Annotated in this window: 5 protein-coding genes and 3 pseudogenes; all 8 read left to right on the forward strand. The window is 38.7% G+C overall.

Features of this window, described 5'->3' with window-relative positions; all coding sequences use genetic code 11:
* Positions 1–23: 23 nt before the first annotated feature.
* Positions 24–10,910, forward strand: a pseudogene (locus tag ABIE48_RS04515) (amino acid adenylation domain-containing protein); the annotation flags it as partial.
* A gap of 132 nt (positions 10,911–11,042) precedes the next feature.
* Positions 11,043–12,392 (forward strand): annotated as a pseudogene (locus ABIE48_RS34445) (amino acid adenylation domain-containing protein); the annotation flags it as partial.
* Positions 12,393–12,497: 105 nt separating this feature from the next.
* Positions 12,498–14,093: pseudogene (locus tag ABIE48_RS34450) on the forward strand (condensation domain-containing protein); the annotation flags it as partial.
* 198 nt (positions 14,094–14,291) lie between these two features.
* A complete protein-coding gene (locus ABIE48_RS04520; RefSeq protein ID WP_192715238.1) occupies positions 14,292–15,689 on the forward strand; it encodes a condensation domain-containing protein in 1,398 nt (465 codons plus the stop codon).
* Between the two features lie 64 nt (positions 15,690–15,753).
* A complete protein-coding gene (locus tag ABIE48_RS04525; protein WP_192715237.1) occupies positions 15,754–18,231 on the forward strand; it encodes an amino acid adenylation domain-containing protein in 2,478 nt (825 codons plus the stop codon).
* A gap of 13 nt (positions 18,232–18,244) precedes the next feature.
* A complete protein-coding gene (locus tag ABIE48_RS04530) occupies positions 18,245–18,943 on the forward strand; it encodes a thioesterase II family protein (RefSeq protein WP_192715236.1) in 699 nt (232 codons plus the stop codon).
* 64 nt (positions 18,944–19,007) lie between these two features.
* Positions 19,008–19,700, forward strand: a complete 693-nt coding sequence (locus ABIE48_RS04535; protein WP_192715235.1) for a 4'-phosphopantetheinyl transferase family protein — start codon at positions 19,008–19,010, stop codon at positions 19,698–19,700.
* A 96-nt stretch (positions 19,701–19,796) separates the two neighbouring features.
* Positions 19,797–21,299 carry a cysteine peptidase family C39 domain-containing protein gene (locus ABIE48_RS04540; RefSeq protein ID WP_192715234.1) on the forward strand — a complete coding sequence of 501 codons (1,503 nt, stop codon included), beginning with the start codon at positions 19,797–19,799 and terminating at the stop codon, positions 21,297–21,299.
* Positions 21,300–21,316: the final 17 nt, after the last annotated feature.

Raw genomic sequence — 21,316 nt, forward strand, 5'->3', positions numbered from 1 at the left:
TAATGAGTAATACGTTAACTAGCATGTTTCATGAAATAAAAACAATAACAGATAAAGGTATAACTTTTATTTACAGCGATAAGAAAGAAGAATATATGTCATATCATTCTTTTTATAAAAGAACATTACAGATTTTAAATCAAATTCAAAAGATAGGGCTAAAAGCAGGAGATGAGCTAGTTTTTCAAATAGAGGATAACAAAGAGTTTCTTTTATTATTTTGGGCTTGTATCTTAGGTGGTATTATACCTATTCCTGTTACTATTGGTAGTAATGAAGCGCACCGTTTAAAATTAATTAATATTATCAATGTATTGAATAATCCATTTGTTGCAACAACAAATAAGACTGCAGAGTATTTACGCCAAAATTCAAATGAATCATTTAGTCTATTTAATCTGATTAATGATCGAGTCATTATAATTGACAAGATTAATCTTGGGGAAGAATCGAAAGATCTATTTAATCCAGCACCCGATGATATTGCTTTTATTCAATTTTCCTCCGGATCGACTGGAACTCCTAAAGGAGTTATTTTAACTCATGAGAATTTATTCATAAATGTCACGGATATTATTAAAGGAAGAAGTATTTCATACGATGATTCTCAACTAAGCTGGATGCCTTTAACCCATGATATGGGACTCATTATGTGTCATATAATGCCTATTAAGGCTAAAATTGATCAGTATAACATGAATACAAACACCTTTATTCATCGACCATCTCTTTGGTTAAAAAAAGCATCGGAACACCATGTGACTATAATATCCTCACCAAATTTTGGCTATAAGCATTTTTTATCTTTATTTAAACCTGGTTCATCGATAGGCTGGGATCTATCTAAAGTTAAAACACTTTATAACGGTGCAGAGCCAATATCGGAATCACTTTGCGATGAGTTTTTTGACGCTATTGAACATACTGGGATTAAACGGAATATTGTTGCGGCGGGGTATGGCCTTGCTGAAGGTACAGTTGCTGTTGCAATTACGGGGCTTGGAGAAGACCTTTCAACATATTATTTAGATAGAGAATCTATTAGTATTGGGTCTGAAATAAGAGAGGTTTCAAAAAATGAGTTACATGTCAGTTTTGTTAGTGTCGGCGAACCGATGGAGCATTGTGATGTAAGAATATGCAACAACTCTGGAGAAGTGCTAAAAGATCGTACGGTAGGACATATCCAGATTAAAGGTAGGAATGTCAGCCAAGGATATTATAACAATTCGATAGAAACAGAACGTCTATTTACTTCGGATGGATGGTTGATTACGGGCGATTTAGGATTTGTTGATCAGGGTAGAGTAATCCCTACAGGTCGGTATAAAGATATAATAATCGTAAATGGGCAGAATTATTATCCTCATGATATAGAAAGAGTTGTAACTGATTTAAATCATGTAGATTTAGGAAAAGTAGTAGCATGTGGCGCATTTAATGAAGATTTGGGACAAGATGAAATATTAATTTTTGTATACTTTAAAAATAAGATTGAGGATTTCATTCCTTTAAGTATATCAATTAAAGAAAATATTGCTACATACATGAATATTTCTATAGCACACGTTATACCAATTAGAAAAGTACCTAAAACCACCAGTGGCAAGGTGCAAAGATATTTTTTATCAAATGAGTTTAAGTCAGGTATATATAAAAGTGTTATTCAGGAAATTGAATTACACAGCAAACAAGTAAATTTACCCCCAGAAGGAGTACTCGAAAATAAACTAGCTAGTATCTGGTGCGAAGTATTGGATCTGAAAGAAGTTAAACGATACGATCATTTTTTTGTTTTAGGGGGAAATTCATTAAAAGCTACACTTCTATCGACACGCCTACAAAAGGAGTTCGGGAAAATTTTTAGTGTTAGAAGTGTTTTTGAATTTCCTATACTAGCTTCTATGGCAAAGAAAATTGAAGAAGCAGGACATGGGAGATATTCATCTATTGCAAGAGTTCAAACGCAAGAATGGTATCCAATCACTCCGGCACAAAATCGGTTGCTTGTACTTAATGAAATAGATAAGGGGGGTATTGTATATAACATACCTCTTGTTATGGAGCTAAGTGGACCTATAAATATTGCACAAATGGATGAAGCATGGAAAGAAATAATAATGCGTCATGAATCGTTGAGGACTACTTTTGTCTGGATAGCTGGAGAACCAGTGCAGCGAATCCATAATGAACTAGATATCGAAATGATGCATGCAAAAGCAGCAGATGATGCTGAAGCAAAAGACATTGTCTCGGGATGGATACAACCTTTTGACTTGAATGAAGGCCCTCTTTGCCGAGTTGGAATGGTTCATCTAACGGATCAACGACACCTTCTATTCTTCGATATTCATCATTCCGTGTCGGATGGAACATCGATGGGAATCTTGATGAAGGAATTCATGTCCTTGTATCAGGGAGAGGAGTTACCTGAAGTCTCTGTACAGTACAAAGATTTTGCTGTATGGCAGCAAGAAGAGCATCAAGTAGAGGTTATGAACAAGCAAGAAGATTATTGGTTAGACATCTATGCTGGGGAAGTACCGGTACTAGATATGCCAACCGATTATCCGAGGCCGTTGGTGCGGGATTTTAAAGGAGATGCGATCCAATTCACGATTGAATCGGAATTAGGAGAGCAAATTCGTAATTTGGCATTAAAGACAGGAAGTACAGTGTACATGGTGTTGTTAGCAGCATATAACATCATGTTGTCAAAATACACAGGACAAGAAGATATTGTCGTAGGGACTGCCACGGCTGGGCGAACCCATGCAGATGTGGAACAAACCGTAGGTATGTTCATTAATACGTTAGCATTACGCCATTTTCCGGCTAAAGGAAAAACAGTCAGTCAATTTTTAGAAGAAGTTAAAGAACACGTTCTTCAAGCAAATGAGCATCAGAGCTATCCGTTTGAACGGCTAGTTGAGAAGTTGGGAGTACAGCGCGATGCAGCACGTAATCCGTTGTTTGACACGATGTTTATACTTCAAAACATGGATATTCCGAAGTTAAAGATGGGTGGAATTACAGGTCGTCCTTTTGGAGTAGATCATCGAGTAGCTAAATTTGATATGACTTGGGAAGCAGTAGAAGAGCAGGATGGCGCGATTGAATGTAACGTGGAATACAGTACATCGTTATATAAAAAAGAATCGATAGAACGCATGACCGGACATTTCATGCAGATCTTAAAAAAGGTAGTAGAGCAAGAGCAACTTCAATTATCTGAGATTGAAATAGTGACGGCAGAGGAAAAAGAACAGCTGGTATATGGGTTTAACCAAACGAAGACCGATTATCCAAAAGAAAAAACACTACATGTGCTATTTGAAGAACAAGTTGAGAAGACACCACATCATATAGCAGTAGTGAAGGACGATCAGTCCTTAACCTATGCAGAGCTTAATGCGCAAGCAAACCAGGTAGCGCGTGTATTACGCCGTCAAGGTGTAAAGAGAAACAGCATTGTCGGTCTACTAATGGAAAGTTCAATCGAAAGAATGATTGGAATGCTAGGGGTCTTGAAAGCTGGAGGGGCATACTTACCGATCGATTCGGCAGCGCCAATGGAACGTATTCAGCTCATTCTGGAGGATAGCGGAAGCAAGCATATTATCGTAGAAGATAAAGACGTTCTCAGTGAGATTACAAAAGATCAGGAAATATGGAGTTGGAAAGAGCTTCACCAATTGTATGTGGAAGAAGAGGAAAGTAATCTAGGTCATCTCAACAGTTCTTCAGATCCAGCATATGTTATATATACTTCGGGCTCGACAGGCGTACCAAAAGGAAACTTGACGATGCATTATAACGTGAGCCGGGTAGTAAAAGAGACAAATTATATTGAGATAACAGATGAAGACAATATTCTTCAATTATCCAACTTTGCATTTGATGGATCAACCTTTGACATCTATGGAGCACTTTTGAACGGAGCTAAGCTAGTATTGCTGGACCGGGATAAGATACTAGCGCCAGAGCGATTGGGTGAAGTGATTCAGAGAGAGGCAATAAGCACCGTGTTTTTAACCACAGCATTATTTAATGTGTTGGTCGATGAGAATATAGCGGCATTAAAAGGGATTAAACAGGTTTTAACTGGAGGAGAGAACCATTCAGCTGTTCATATCCAGAGAGTGCTTCAAGAAACGAATTGTAGGATCATGCATGTATATGGCCCGACTGAAAGTACGGTATTTGCTACAGCCTATGAAATACCTAGAGTAACAGATGAACTTAAAACTGTTCCTATTGGTCGACCACTATCGAATACGGAAATTTATGTTATGAATGGGGGAGAAATACAACCAATAGGTGTAGTTGGGGAACTATGCATAGCAGGCGATGGTTTAGTTCAGGGTTACATAAATCGACCAGAATTAACCGCTGAAAAGTTCGTAGCGAACCCATTTAAACCCGGGGAAAAGATGTACCGGAGTGGAGATTTAGCACGGTGGTTACCGGATGGAACGCTGGAATATATGGGGCGGATGGATCATCAGGTGAAGATTCGGGGATACCGGATTGAATGTGGCGAGATCGAAGCGCAGCTGTTGAAGCATGAATCGGTAAACGAAACGCTGGTGATGGCACGAGAATCGGAGGATGGCAGTAAGTATCTGTGTGCATATATCGTGAGCGAGACCCCGATAGATGTGACCGAATTAAGAAGACATTTAGAGAAGCATGTACCAAGTTATATGGTACCTGCCTATTTTATCCAGGTAGAGCGAATGCCACTCACTGCCAACGGAAAAGTAGACCGGAAGGCTCTGCCGTTACCAGCAGAAGGTTGGATGCGAGGAAATGAATATGTTGCTCCGCAAGGTGCAATGGAAGAAAAGCTTGCTGAGATCTGGAAAGAAATACTAGGGGTTAAGCAAGTTAGCCGAACAGATAACTTCTTTGAGCTAGGTGGTCACTCACTAAAAGCAACTCGCCTAATAGCACAGATAAGAAAATGTTTGCAAATTGAACTTGCAATCAGAGAAATATTCATTTATCAGACGTTGTATAGCATGGCAGAAATTTTAGGATATTCGGAGAAGGGGAGATTTAACTCAATAACGATAGCTCCGAAATTAGAATGGTATCCGACTACTTCTGCTCAGCGGAGAATTCTTCTGATAAATGAAGTAGATAAGAAAAGTATCAGTTACAATATGCCGGCTTTATTTGAACTTATTGGTTTAATGGATATCCAATTAGTGACTGACATCTGGAAAAAAATCATACAAAGACATGAATCACTGCGAACGTCCTTTGCATGGGTAAATGAAGAATTGATGCAACGTGTTCATCATGAGGTAGATATCGAAATGATGCATGCAAAAGCAGCAGATGATGCTGAAGCAAAAGACATTGTCTCGGGATGGATACAACCTTTTGACTTGAATGAAGGCCCTCTTTGCCGAGTTGGAATGGTTCATCTAACGGATCAACGACACCTTCTATTCTTCGATATTCATCATTCCGTGTCGGATGGAACATCGATGGGAATCTTGATGAAGGAATTCATGTCCTTGTATCAGGGAGAGGAGTTACCTGAAGTCTCTGTACAGTACAAAGATTTTGCTGTATGGCAGCAAGAAGAGCATCAAGTAGAGGTTATGAACAAGCAAGAAGATTATTGGTTAGACATCTATGCTGGGGAAGTACCGGTACTAGATATGCCAACCGATTATCCAAGGCCGTTGGTGCGGGATTTTAAAGGAGATGCAATCCAATTCACGATTGAATCGGAATTAGGAGAGCAAATTCGTAATTTGGCATTAAAGACAGGAAGTACAGTGTACATGGTGTTGTTAGCAGCATATAACATCATGTTGTCAAAATACACAGGACAAGAAGATATTGTCGTAGGGACTGCCACGGCTGGGCGAACCCATGCAGATGTGGAACAAACCGTAGGTATGTTCATTAATACGTTAGCATTACGCCATTTTCCGGCTAAAGGAAAAACAGTCAGTCAATTTTTAGAAGAAGTTAAAGAACACGTTCTTCAAGCAAATGAGCATCAGAGCTATCCGTTTGAACGGCTAGTTGAGAAGTTGGGAGTACAGCGCGATGCAGCACGTAATCCGTTGTTTGACACGATGTTTATACTTCAAAACATGGATATTCCGAAGTTAAAGATGGGTGGAATTACAGGTCGTCCTTTTGGAGTAGATCATCGAGTAGCTAAATTTGATATGACTTGGGAAGCAGTAGAAGAGCAGGATGGCGCGATTGAATGTAACGTGGAATACAGTACATCGTTATATAAAAAAGAATCGATAGAACGCATGACCGGACATTTCATGCAGATCTTAAAAAAGGTAGTAGAGCAAGAGCAACTTCAATTATCTGAGATTGAAATAGTGACGGCAGAGGAAAAAGAACAGCTGGTATATGGGTTTAACCAAACGAAGACCGATTATCCAAAAGAAAAAACACTACATGTGCTATTTGAAGAACAAGTTGAGAAGACACCACATCATATAGCAGTAGTGAAGGACGATCAGTCCTTAACCTATGCAGAGCTTAATGCGCAAGCAAACCAGGTAGCGCGTGTATTACGCCGTCAAGGTGTAAAGAGAAACAGCATTGTCGGTCTACTAATGGAAAGTTCAATCGAAAGAATGATTGGAATGCTAGGGGTCTTGAAAGCTGGAGGGGCATACTTACCGATCGATTCGGCAGCGCCAATGGAACGTATTCAGCTCATTCTGGAGGATAGCGGAAGCAAGCATATTATCGTAGAAGATAAAGACGTTCTCAGTGAGATTACAAAAGATCAGGAAATATGGAGTTGGAAAGAGCTTCACCAATTGTATGTGGAAGAAGAGGAAAGTAATCTAGGTCATCTCAACAGTTCTTCAGATCCAGCATATGTTATATATACTTCGGGCTCGACAGGCGTACCAAAAGGAAACTTGACGATGCATTATAACGTGAGCCGGGTAGTAAAAGAGACAAATTATATTGAGATAACAGATGAAGACAATATTCTTCAATTATCCAACTTTGCATTTGATGGATCAACCTTTGACATCTATGGAGCACTTTTGAACGGAGCTAAGCTAGTATTGCTGGACCGGGATAAGATACTAGCGCCAGAGCGATTGGGTGAAGTGATTCAGAGAGAGGCAATAAGCACCGTGTTTTTAACCACAGCATTATTTAATGTGTTGGTCGATGAGAATATAGCGGCATTAAAAGGGATTAAACAGGTTTTAACTGGAGGAGAGAACCATTCAGCTGTTCATATCCAGAGAGTGCTTCAAGAAACGAATTGTAGGATCATGCATGTATATGGCCCGACTGAAAGTACGGTATTTGCTACAGCCTATGAAATACCTAGAGTAACAGATGAACTTAAAACTGTTCCTATTGGTCGACCACTATCGAATACGGAAATTTATGTTATGAATGGGGGAGAAATACAACCAATAGGTGTAGTTGGGGAACTATGCATAGCAGGCGATGGTTTAGTTCAGGGTTACATAAATCGACCAGAATTAACCGCTGAAAAGTTCGTAGCGAACCCATTTAAACCCGGGGAAAAGATGTACCGGAGTGGAGATTTAGCACGGTGGTTACCGGATGGAACGCTGGAATATATGGGGCGGATGGATCATCAGGTGAAGATTCGAGGATACCGGATTGAATGTGGCGAGATCGAAGCGCAGCTGTTGAAGCATGAATCGGTAAACGAAACGCTGGTGACGGCACGAGAATCGGAGGATGGCAGTAAGTATTTAGCTGCTTACATCGTGAGCGAGACCCCTGTAGATGTGACCGAATTAAGAAGACATTTAGAGAAGCATGTACCAAGTTATATGGTACCCGCCTATTTTATCCAGGTAGAGCGAATGCCACTCACTGCCAACGGAAAAGTAGACCGGAAGGCCTTGCCGTTACCAGCAGAAGGTTGGATGCGAGGAAATGAATATGTTGCTCCGCAAGGTGCAATGGAAGAAAAGCTTGCTGAGATCTGGAAAGAAGTGTTGGGGATTGAGCAAGTGGGACGAACAGATAACTTCTTTGAGCTAGGTGGAGATTCCATTAAGGCCGTGCAAGTATCTGCGAGATTGCAGCGGCACGGCTTGAAGATGGAAATCCGAGACTTGTTCCAAAACCCAAGTGTAGAGCAGGTTAGTCCATACTTGAAAAGGCAGACTAAACTGAGTCATCAAGGAACTGTAGAAGGAGAAGTGGAATTGTCGCCGATCCAACAGTGGTTCTTTGAAGGACAACAGAAGGCACGCCACCACTTTAACCAGAGTGTGATGTTGTATCGCAAGGAAGGTTATCGGGAAGATATCGTACAGCAAGTGATGCAGCGTATGATGGAGCATCATGATGCTTTGCGCATGGTGTATGAGCAGACGGAAAGCGCGGTGCATCAGTTCAACAAGGGTACCCAGGAAAAGTTAATCGAAGTGCCTGTGATCGAAGTAAGAGGCCAAGGTCTGGAAGAAGTAGAGAAACAGGCCACGCGTATTCAAGAAAGTATCGACCTGGAAAAAGGTCCGATGATGCGGCTGGGGCTGTTCCGGGCAGATGATGGGGATCACTTATTAATTGTAATCCATCACTTAGTAGTCGACGGTGTATCATGGCGGATTCTATTGGAAGATTTCGCTTCCGGATACGCTCAAGCGCTGCAGGGTGAAGAGGTCAAATTCCAAGCGAAAACGGCATCATACCAAGAATGGTCAAGCCGGATGAAGGAATATGTCCGCAGTGAAGCCTTCGCGGCAGAAAAGAGCTACTGGCAGCACGTAACTGAGGCCATTGGAGCAGGAACGGGATTAACGGCGGAAGAAGTCGGACAAATCGGCGATGGAAAATATATCGAAGTACAACTGGATGAGGACAAGACGGAAAAAGTACTTCGTCAGGTCAACCAAGCGTACAACACCGAAATTAACGATATTCTCCTGACAGCCCTCGCGATGTCCATCCATGAATGGGATGGAAGGGAAAAAATCTGTATAGATATGGAGGGTCATGGCCGAGAGGAATTGATCGAAGGATTAGATATTACACGAACGGTAGGATGGTTTACAAGTATCTATCCAGTGATCCTTCCAGTCCAAGAACAGGAACTGGGAAGACAAATCAAAACGATAAAAGAAGCATTACGTTCCATTCCGAACAAAGGAATCGGGTACGGCATGTACCGTTACTGGAGTGAGGAAGGCCAAGGAGTGGGGTCGAACGTATCCGGCATTAGTTTCAACTACTTGGGCCAGTTTGACCAAGACTTCCGAACCGCGATCTTCGAAGGTTCTTCGTTACCTGTAGGGGGAGTAGCAAGTCCTGAGTTGCGTCGAAGTAGTGCACTACAAGTAAGTGGTATGGTGAAAGAAGGAAGAATGCGGTTTACGTTTGGCTACAACGGAAAGCAGTATCTTGAGCAGGAGATGAAGAATCTTGCTGACTGTTACATGGAGAAGCTAACCGCGATTATTACACACTGCGTGGAGAAAGAGAGTACCGAGCTGACTCCAAGTGATGTCATGGTGCATGACATGAGCATCGAGGAAATCGAAGATGTATACGCTCAAACATCAAGCAATGTAGGCCCAGGATTAACCATAGAGAAAATGTATCCTTTGGCCCCACTACAAGAAGGAATGTTATTCCACCATGTAATGAACAAGGGAGACTTGCAGTATTTTGTGCAAACGAGCTTCGAGGTTCGAGGCAGTTTGGATATCGATTTGTTGGAGCAAAGTTACCAGGAGCTCGTTAACAGACATGATGTGCTTCGAAGTGTATTTGTCTTTGAGAATATAAAAAGATCGTTACAGGTGGTATTGGAGCAGTGGAAGTTCACCATTGATGTGCAGAAGATCGCGGACAAATCCGATGCAGAGCAAGAAGAAGTTATGCAACGTTATATGGAAGAAGATAAAAACAAGGGCTTTGACTTGACCACCACCATTCCGATGAGAGTCGCTGTTTTTATGACAAGAGAAAACCAGTTTAAGGTGATTTGGAGTTTCCACCACATCATAACAGATGGTTGGGGATTAGGTATTCTATTCGGGGAACTACTCCAAATCTACGAGTCCCTAAACAGGGGAACATCTTTACAATTGGAGACAGCCCAGCCTTACAGCCGCTTTATCCAGTGGTTAGAGACACAAGATAAAGCAAAAGCATCGAATTACTGGAACAATTATTTGCAGCCCATCGATGAAGTGACTACCCTGCCGGGATATAAAAAGACGGTGGAAGGCTATGAGCAAGAGGAACTGTGGTTTGCGCTGAATGAGGAACAGACGCGAAAACTCCAACAGGTGGCGAACCAAAACCAGGTCACTTTGAATACCATGATGCAAACGATCTGGGGGATAGTCTTACAGAAATACAACCGAACGAATGATGTGGTGTTTGGCGCCGTAGTTTCGGGAAGACCGGCTGTGATCCCTGGAATTGAGAAAATGGTGGGCTTGTTTATTAATACCATCCCAGTCCGAATTTCAAGTAGCCCGGCACAATCGTTTACAGAGGTATTGCAGGCAGTTCAAGATGCAGCGGTTTTTTCAGATACGTATAGTTCATACCCGTTATATGAGATCCAGAATCAGAGTGCATTAAAACAAGATTTGATCAATCACATTATGGTATTTGAAAATTACCCGATGGATGATCGTTTGAAGGATATGAGTCAAGCAGCGGAAGTCGGCTTGGAACTCTCTAATTTCCATACCTTTGAGCAAACAAATTATGACTTTAATGTGATCTTGGTCCCTGGGAAGGAACTTGCAATAAAATTCAGTTACAATCTGAATGCATTTGAAGTCGGAAGCGTAGAACGGATGAAAGGCCATATGCAGCATGTGATGCAGCAGGTCATAGCGAATCCGAACGCAACGATCGATGAGATTGAAATCTTGACAGCAGAGGAAAAAGAACTGCTGGTATATGGATTCAACCAAACGAAGACCGATTATCCGAAAGAAAAAACACTGCATGTGCTATTTGAAGAACAAGTTGAGAAGACCCCGGATCATCTTGCTCTGGTACATCGGCAGGATTCAATGAGCTACCGTTCATTAAATCAGAAGGCGAATCAACTGGGGAGATATCTTCAGGAGTGCGGTGTTACGGCGAATCAAGTAGTCGGGATCATGGCCGATCGTTCAATAGATATGGTCACAGGAATATTGGCGATCTTAAAAGCAGGGGGAACGTACTTACCGATAGACCCGAGCATTCCAATGGACCGCATGAATTATATGTTGAAGGATAGTGGGGCGAAGATAGTACTCACCCAGGCACACTTAAAGACAGAGGGATTATATTGTGAAACTGTGGTAGATCTATCTATGCCTACAGATAGTTATGAGGATACGAATATACTTTCTTCTACCGGATCACAGGATCTTGCCTATATCATGTATACCTCGGGATCCACAGGGAATCCAAAAGGGGTCATGATCCCGCACAAAGGATTGCTGAATTATTTGTGGTGGGCGAAGAAATCTTATTTTAAAGACGAAGCATATCACTGTGCGTTGTACTCGTCCATAGCATTTGATTTAACAGTCACGTCCCTGTACTTGCCGCTGATTACCGGAAAAACCTTGTTCATCTATGGGGGAAGCGATGCAGCGGTTGTTCTGACCGAAGTGCTGACGGATGATAGAGTAGGAATGCTGAAAATCACTCCATCTCATATGAAGCTGCTAGTAGAGCTGAATTTGGAAAGTAGGAATTTGAAGGTTCTTATTACAGGCGGGGAAGATCTGAAAAGAGATTTGGCAGAGCGAGTGCATCAGCAGTTCAACGGAGAGGTCACTATTTACAACGAATACGGCCCGACCGAAGCCACTGTGGGATGTATGATTTATGAGTACGACCCGTCGGAACAGAAGGCGTCCGTATCGATAGGCAGACCGGCAGACAACATGGGAACCTATGTGTTGGATGAACAGCTTCATCCAGTGGTGATGGGAAGTATAGGCGAGCTATGTATATCGGGAGAAGGACTGGCAAAAGGTTATCTGAATCAACCAGAATTAACCGCTGAAAAATTCGTAGCGAACCCGTTTAAGCCCGGAGAAAAGATGTACCGGAGTGGAGACTTGGCACGGTGGTTACCGGATGGAACGCTGGAATATATGGGGCGGATGGATCATCAGGTGAAGATTCGAGGATACCGGATTGAATGTGGCGAGATCGAAGCGCAGCTGTTGAAGCATGAATCGGTTAACGAAACGCTGGTGATGGCACGGGAATCAGAGGATGGTGGCAGTAAGTATCTGTGTGCATATATCGTGAGTGAGACTATCGTAGATGTCACCGAAATAAGAAGACATTTGGAGAAGCACGTACCAAGTTATATGGTACCCGCCTATTTTATCCAGGTAGAGCGAATGCCACTCACTGCCAACGGAAAAGTAGACCGGAAGGCTCTGCCGTTACCAGCAGAAGGTTGGATGCGAGGAAATGAATATGTTGCTCCGCAAGGTGCAATGGAAGAGCAGCTTGCCGAGATCTGGAAAGAAGTATTGGGGATTGAGCAAGTGGGACGAACAGATAACTTCTTTGAGCTAGGTGGAGATTCCATTAAGGCCGTGCAAGTATCTGCGAGATTGCAGCGGCATGGCTTGAAGATGGAAATCCGGGACTTGTTCCAAAACCCAAGTGTAGAGCAGGTTAGTCCATACTTGAAAAGGCAGACTAAACTGAGTCATCAAGGAACTGTAGAAGGAGAAGTGGAATTGTCGCCGATCCAACAGTGGTTCTTTGAAGGACAACAGAAGGCACGCCACCACTTTAACCAGAGTGTGATGTTGTATCGCAAGGAAGGTTATCGGGAAGATATCGTACAGCAAGTGATGCAGCGTATGATGGAGCATCATGATGCTTTGCGCATGGTGTATGAACAAACGGAAAGCGCGGTGCATCAGTTCAACAAGGGTACTCAGGAATGGATGCTAGAGGTACCGGTACTGGAAATAAGGGGTAAAAGCCTGGAAGAAGTAGAGAAACAAGCCACGCGTATTCAAGAAAGTATCGACCTGGAAAAAGGTCCAATGATACGACTGGGGCTGTTCCGAGCAGACGATGGGGATCACTTGCTCATTGTAATCCATCACTTAGTAGTCGACGGTGTATCATGGCGGATTCTATTGGAAGATTTTGCTTCGGGATACGCTCAAGCGCTGAAAGGTGAAGAGATCAAATTCCAGGCGAAGACCGCATCATACCAAGAATGGTCAAGCCGGATGAAGGAATATGTCCGCAGTGAAGCCTTCGCGGCAGAAAAGAGCTACTGGCAGCACGTAACTGAGGCCATTGGAGCAGGAACGGGATTAACGGCGGAAGAAGTCGGACAAATCGGCGATGGAAAATATATCGAAGTACAACTGGATGAGGACAAGACGGAAAAAGTACTTCGTCAGGTCAACCAGGCGTACAACACCGAAATTAACGATATTCTCCTGACAGCCCTCGCGATGTCCATCCATGAATGGGATGGAAGGGAAGAAATCTGTATAGATATGGAGGGTCATGGCCGAGAGGAATTGGTCGAGGGTCTAGATATTACCCGAACGGTAGGATGGTTTACAAGTATCTATCCAGTGATCCTTCCAGTCCAAGAACAGGAACTGGGAAGACAAATCAAAACGATAAAAGAAGCGCTACGTTCCATTCCGAACAAAGGAATCGGGTACGGCATGTACCGTTACTGGAGTGAGGAAGGCCAAGGAGTGGGGTCGAACGTATCCGGCATTAGTTTCAACTACTTGGGCCAGTTTGACCAAGACTTCCAAACCGCGATCTTCGAAGGTTCTTCGTTACCTGTAGGGGATATGGCAAGTCCAGAACTAAAGCGAAGTAGTGGATTAGAAGTAAGTGGTATGGTGAAAGAAGGAAGAATGCGGTTTGCGTTTGGTTACAACGGAAAGCAGTATCTTGAGCAAGAGATGAAGAATCTTGCTGACTGTTACATGGAGAAGCTAACCGCAATTATTACACACTGCGTGGAGAAAGAGGGTACAGAACTGACTCCAAGTGATTTGAGTAGTAAAAATATTTCATTTGAAGATTTAGAGGCATTATATCAATCATTTATAGACTAAAGTAATATTATTTCCTTCGATAGTGGATTAAAACAAGGGTTCCAAATATAAAAAATTTGGAACCCTAAGAATTGGCTATACCGATCGTTCATTTTTTTTAGTGTGAGGAAAGAAAAGAATGATTCTCGAATATATCAGTATCCACAATGTAAAATTAGTAATTGAAAATTATTGATTGATACTAGGAGATTGAAATTTATGAACCTTTTTTCGAAGACTAATTTTAAAGATGTATACTACTTATCACCTATGCAAGAGGGAATGCTGTTTCAGTCCCTTTATCATAAGGATGCTGTCTATCACGAGCAGATTAGTTTTAGTGTGAAGGGGGAGTTAAATGTATTGATTTTAGAAAAATGCTTCAATCTACTTATTGAGAGGCATGAAGTATTAAGGACTGTTTTTTCCCATAAGAGTACTAAGTTACCAGTGCAAATTGTTTTAAAAAGGCAGGAAAAGTTCCGAATTAAATATGAGAATATTTCCATTAAACTTGAGAATGTTAAGAAAGATATAATATTTAAATATTTGGAAGAAGATAAAGGCAAGGGCTTTGACTTGACCAACACCATTCCGATGAGAGTCGCTGTTTTTAAGACAGGAGTAAATGAGTTCAAAGTGATTTGGAGCTTCCATCACATAGTAATGGATGGTTGGGGGTTAGGCGTTCTATTCGGTGAATTACTCCAAATCTACGAGTCCTTAAACAAGGGAACATCTTTACAACTGGAGACAGCCCAGCCTTACAGCCGCTTTATCCAGTGGTTAGAGAAACAAGATAAAGCAAAAGCATCGAATTACTGGAACAATTATTTGCAGCCCATCGATGAAGTGACTACCCTGCCGGGATATAAAAAGACGACGGAAGGCTATGAGCAAGAGGAACTGTGGTTTGCGCTGAATGAGGAACAGACGCGAAAACTCCAACAGGTGGCGAACCAAAACCAGGTCACTTTGAATACTATGATGCAAACGATCTGGGGGATAGTCTTACAGAAATACAACCGAACGAATGATGTGGTGTTTGGCGCCGTAGTTTCGGGAAGACCGGCCGTGATCCCTGGAATTGAGAAAATGGTGGGCCTGTTTATTAATACCATCCCAGTCCGAATTTCAAGTAGCCCGGCACAATCGTTTACTGAGGTATTGCAGGCGGTTCAAGATGCAGCGACTGTGTCAGATACATATAGTTCATACCCGTTATATGACATCCAAAACCAGAGTACATTAAAACAAGATTTGATCAATCATATTATGGTATTTGAAAATTACCCGACGGATGATCGCTTGAAGGAAATGGGACAGACAGACGGAATAGGGTTGGAAATATCCAATTTCAAAATAATTGAACAGACGACCTATGATTTTAATATGATCCTTATCCCTGGGAAGGAATTTGCAATAAAATTCAGTTACAATCTGAATGCATTTGAATCGGGAAGCGTGGAACGGATGAAAGGCCATGTGCAGCATGTGATGCAGCAGGTCATAGCGAATCCGGACATAACGATGGATGAGATTGATATCATGACAGCAGAGGAAAAAAATATAAGAAAAGTAGTGCAGCAGATAGAAGAAATAGTATTTGATTTTTAAAGTGGATATCCCCATTAAATTGTAATTTATTTTGACTTTCTATAGCTTATCTTGGAGGAAAACTATGAATACTTCAATCAATAAAAATATTGTACTAACGGAACCACAATTTCAAAAAGAACGTGAATACTGGATGAACCTAATTACAAAAGAAACTACCCAAAGTTCATTTTTAAAATTGAAAGATCTTGATATTAGCAAAAATACTAATGATACTAATTATCGTATGAGTATATCCGAAGAAATATACGAAAAAATAAACCGAATCTGTAAAGGCTCAGATCAAGCTATTTTCGTATTATTGGTATCAGCAATAAAATTTGTTATTTTTAGGTATTCCAATATAAATGAAATAACAATTGCAATCCCTGTTTTGAATAGTAGTGAAACGAATGAACTTACAAATTGGCTTTTGTTAAAATCATTAATAACTGACACAATGAGCTTAAGTGAAGGGTTAGAGGAAACAAAAAAAAATTATCTGAACGCTCTAAGTAATCAAAACTTTCCGATAGATATATTTTTACATTGTAATAAAGCAAATAAGAAAATATTAAATACTATAGTGCATTACACCCCAATTCATAGTAAAGAGCATATGAAGGATGTTTATTATGATACAGCATTTTTGTTTAACAAAACAGAAAGTGGCTTAGAATTAGAAGTAGATTTTAATGATACGCGATATGATCTCTTCTATATTAAACAAATAGTAGAGGATATTCAGAAAACACTTGTAGAAATAATTGAAAATAAAGATAAAAAAATCAACCAAATTAATTTAGTTAATAATAAAGAATTAGTAGAAATAAAAAAAAGGAATTATAGCAATTCAGCCATACACCAATACTTTGAAGAAAGATTAAATAATTGGTCAGATCAAATTGCTGTTACTCATAATGGGACTAGTCTCACGTACAGTGAATTGAATCAATTGGCTAATCAGTTGGCAACTAGATTAAGAAATGAAGGCGTTGAAAGGGAAGATTTAGTTGGAATCTTCATGGAACCATCAATAGAATTTATCATATCTATGTTAGCAATATTAAAAGCAGGAGGCACATACTTGCCCATAGATATAAAACTACCTAAAGATCGAATTAATTATATGCTGAAGGATAGTGATGCCAAATTTATCATTGCAAGAAGTAAAAACTTTAATGGTATTACTTTTCAGGGGAAAATTATTGATGTGTCTTCTAGGCAGCGAGATAATAACAAATCATTAATAATAGAGAACATAAATAGCAATAGAGACTTAGCTTATCTTATATATACATCTGGATCAACGGGCCAACCTAAAGGTGTGATGATTGAGCATATTTCCGTAGTTAATTTTATTGAGGGAATGAGTAAAAAAATTGATTTCAGTAAAGGCAAGAAGATAATTGCCTTAACGACCGTTTCATTTGACATATTTATTGTAGAGTCCTTACTTCCATTGTGTAATGGTATGCATATCGTATTTCCAGATGATCAGTCTAAGGATAACTATCAGAGATTGAGTCAGTTTATTTCTGAGACTCAAATAAATATGATTCAGGCAACTCCTTCAAAAATAAATTTATTAGTTAATCAAATGAAAAAAGGTCTATATAGTTATGGTTCTGTTACAGAATTTCTAATAGGTGGAGAAAAGTTCCCTAATGACTTGTACAGCAAACTTACTGAGATTTCTAATGCAAATATCTATAATTTATATGGTCCAACAGAAGCAACAGTATGGACAACAATCAATAAAGTTAGAGATGAGTTCGATATGAATATAGGTGAACCGTTGGAAAATATTGAAATAAAAATTTTGAATAATGAATTAACAGAACAGCCATACGGAGTTATGGGGGAATTATATATATCAGGAGAAGGTCTCGCGAGAGGCTATTATAATCGTAAAGATTTAACAACACGGAAATTTATTCAACTAGACAATAAAAGATTTTATAGAACAGGTGATCTAGCTAAAAAATATAGAGATGGTTACTTAGAGTATATTGGTAGAGAAGACCATCAAGTTAAATTAAATGGTTTTAGAATTGAATTAGAAGAGGTAGAAAATGCAATAAGAAAGAATCCATTAGTTGAAAACGTAATTGTAACTGTAATTGAAAATGAAATATTGTGTGCCTATATTTTGGGTGATGATATTTTAAATCCAAAACTAATTATCGAGGATTTAATGAAGATACTTCCTGAATATATGATTCCAAGTAGGTATATTAAATTAGACGAAATACCTTTGACGCACAACGGTAAGATAGATCGTAATAAGTTACCTTCTGGAGAGACACATTTAATGAAAACCAATTATTACTATCCTCCGAGGGATGAATTAGAAACTAAGATCTCAATAATTTGGAGAAAAATTCTTGAATTAGATGAAATAAGTATTCTCGATGATTTTTTTGAAATAGGTGGAGATTCAATTAAAGCAGTCAAATTAGAAATTGAGTTAGAAAAGAGCGGATTTCAAGTAGAAGAAATTTTAGTGTATTCATATAGGAATATTATGGAAATGGCTTCTTATTTTAAAAAGTTGAGTTAAGAAAGGAGATAAAATGATTAACTTAAAGTTGTTTTGTATTCCATATGCAGGCGCTTCAGCAACTGTATTCAATAAATGGAAGAGAATGAACAAAAATATAGAAGTAGTGCCGATTGAACTAAGAGGTAGGGGGTCAAGAATAAGCGAACCCTTATACAATACTTTCGATGAGGCTGTAGATGATGTTTATTTAAGAATTATTGATCAAATAGATGATTATTCTGAGTATGCTTTATTTGGACATAGTATGGGGGGGCTGCTCGTTTTCGAGTTGGCCCATCGAATTGCCAATCAAAAAATTAAAATGCCTAAAAAAATAATTATATCAGGTTGTACTTGTCCTTTAGAAAGAAAAAATAATCAAATTCATTTACTACCAAATGAACTTTTTTTTAAAGAAATATTTGATCTGGGAGGAACCAATGCGTTGGTTTTTGAGAATGATGAACTGAAAGATCTCTTTGGACCTATTCTTAGAGCGGATTATAAAATAACAGAGGAATATAAAGCCAATAATCATAGAAAATTAGAAAAGGATTTATATATATTATTCGGCAATACAGATGTAAGTAATAATGGTAATAAACTAATGAATTGGAAAAAAGAAACTAATGGTCGCTGCCATTTTCAAAAGTTTGAAGGAGGACATTTTTTTGTTATAGCTCAGGAAATTAAAGTATTGAATTACTTGAATTCAATTTTAGCAGTTTAAAAAAGTATTATTTTTAATGAGGATTAGTTTAGACTAATTTTTATACTAAAGAGAGAATAAAATTATGATAAAGCATATAATAGCTGTCAATGTAGTAGCTCCCCTTCCAAGAGCAACATTTAATGAGTGTTTGTTATTGTTAAATAATGAAAAGCGTGAACGAATTTGTAGGTTTAAATATTTCGAAGACGCCCAACGAAGTTTATTGGGGGAGTTATTAATATTATATATGATAAAAAAATGTAATATACCTTTAAAAGATATAAGTTTATCAAAAAATAAATACGGGAAGCCAATTTTGAATGGGAAACAGGACTTTTATTTTAATATTTCTCATTCAGGTCGATGGGTAGTTGGTGCCTGTGGAGATATACCTTTAGGTATTGATATCGAAGAAATAAAAGAAATAGATATATCCTTAATGCAAAATATATTAATGGAAGACGAATACAAGGAGCTTATGAAAAGAACTGGTGCTGAGTTCTTAGCTTTCTTCTATGACCTTTGGACATATAAAGAAAGTTTTATCAAGGCTATTGGAACTGGAATGTCTACCCCAATAACTTCATTTTCTTTATATGACGAACTGTTACTATCGGTTGAGAAGCAGACATTTAAACAGTACGAGATTGATAAAAATTACAAATTTAGTATTTGTGCTTTACAAAAAAATGTTGAATTTCCTAATTCACTCACGATAATAAGTAATTCATATTTATGTAAAACAATAATAAACTCGATTATGAAGAAAATGTGAGGAATGTAAATGAAATAAACTTAACACATATTGTTGAGATATAATGCCGATAAAATCTATGGGTAAATATTATCATCAAAAAGGCGGAGAAGACAAATGAAGCGAGAAGTAAAGGCAATTAGAGGCAAAGGAACTGATTGTTTTCAAGATCTAATTATCACGGTCTCCAACCATTGGGGAACTGATTATGAATTGTTTTTCTGTGAAAGTATGGAGTTCGAATTTAATAATCAACAAGGAAGAAGGCTAGGCGAGAGTCTAGTATCTAATAGGATAACAACTTATGATATGTCTGAAAAGTATCATGGTATTAAGATGGAATATAAGGAAATGAATTCTTCTGAAGAATCTCTTGACTTACTTATGAAGATTATTGATGAAGAAAAATTGGCGGCTATTCATTTAGACACGTTCTATACTCCTTGGCATATACACGGTTCATATAGGACTGTTCACGCTAATCATACTTGTTTGGTTGTAGATTATGATCATGAGTTGTCAGTCCTATACTGTATTGATCCAGTATATAGCAATAAATTAGAAACATTAAGTTATAATGAGTTTCTAAAAGGAAATAATGGGCAGCTTGTTGTGTTTACAAAAGAAATACCGATGGAGCTAACTTCTGATGCCATTGGTACAATACTCAGCAAAATAAAAAATCAACTTGAAACTAAAAACAAAATTAAAGATATTTTAATTTTCGCTGACAGTCTAAAAAGTAGTTTTAGTATTGAATATGAGATTGATGGAAAAAAAGATATTTGGGGAACCAAAATATGGATTGAGTTAGACAAAATAATATTTGGTAGGTATTACCTTCTTCGATTTATTAGATACTTCTCAAAACACTATAGTGAAATAGAGGTAATAGAAAAAGATGCTCTTTTGTCATATAGAAAATGGGAGATGGTCAGATCAATAATAACAAAAATGTATTATACAAAAACCTCTGAAGAAAAAAATATACAAAATATGTATAATTATTTAAAAGAAGTATATGAATGTGAGAAAAATATCCAGCTCTTTTTTGAAAATAACTATTCTTCTAATTTAAGTCATCCAAAAAACACCAGTAATTCTAATTATGTTAAACAAAACTCCATTATAATTCCTCTTAAGGATTACTATAATAATAAGACATTCTTAGTTGAAGGAGATAATAGTGGTATTGAACCAGATTTTAATGGTGAAGGACGTTACATCCACCTTAAGTTAAGTGACAAGAAATATTTTGAACAATCCATTGACGGAAACGATAATGTTAAATGTGAGAATCAGATAATAGAAGTTCCAAAAGGGTTTTATAACCATATTTTAATATATGGTTGTAGTGAGTTTGGAGGGTGCCATACTAACCTTAAATTGCAATATGAGAAGTTTAGTGTAATTAAGGATATCTATTTTTCAGATTGGGGGGAAGAAGAGCAATTAGAAGAGAATTTGAAGGTACATTGGAAAGGAATTAGTGACGAAGGTTATGAAAAATTTATTAAACAATTAATAATACCAATAAATGCATCAGAAGAGTTGCATTCTTTACAATTACCTTTTTACCCCAATTTACATATATTTTCAATTCGTTTGAATACTATTTAAAGTAAATTATCTAAAAG

The sequence above is a fragment of the Paenibacillus sp. OAE614 genome, from assembly GCF_040546645.1.
Taxonomy (GTDB): domain Bacteria; phylum Bacillota; class Bacilli; order Paenibacillales; family Paenibacillaceae; genus Paenibacillus_AQ; species Paenibacillus_AQ favisporus.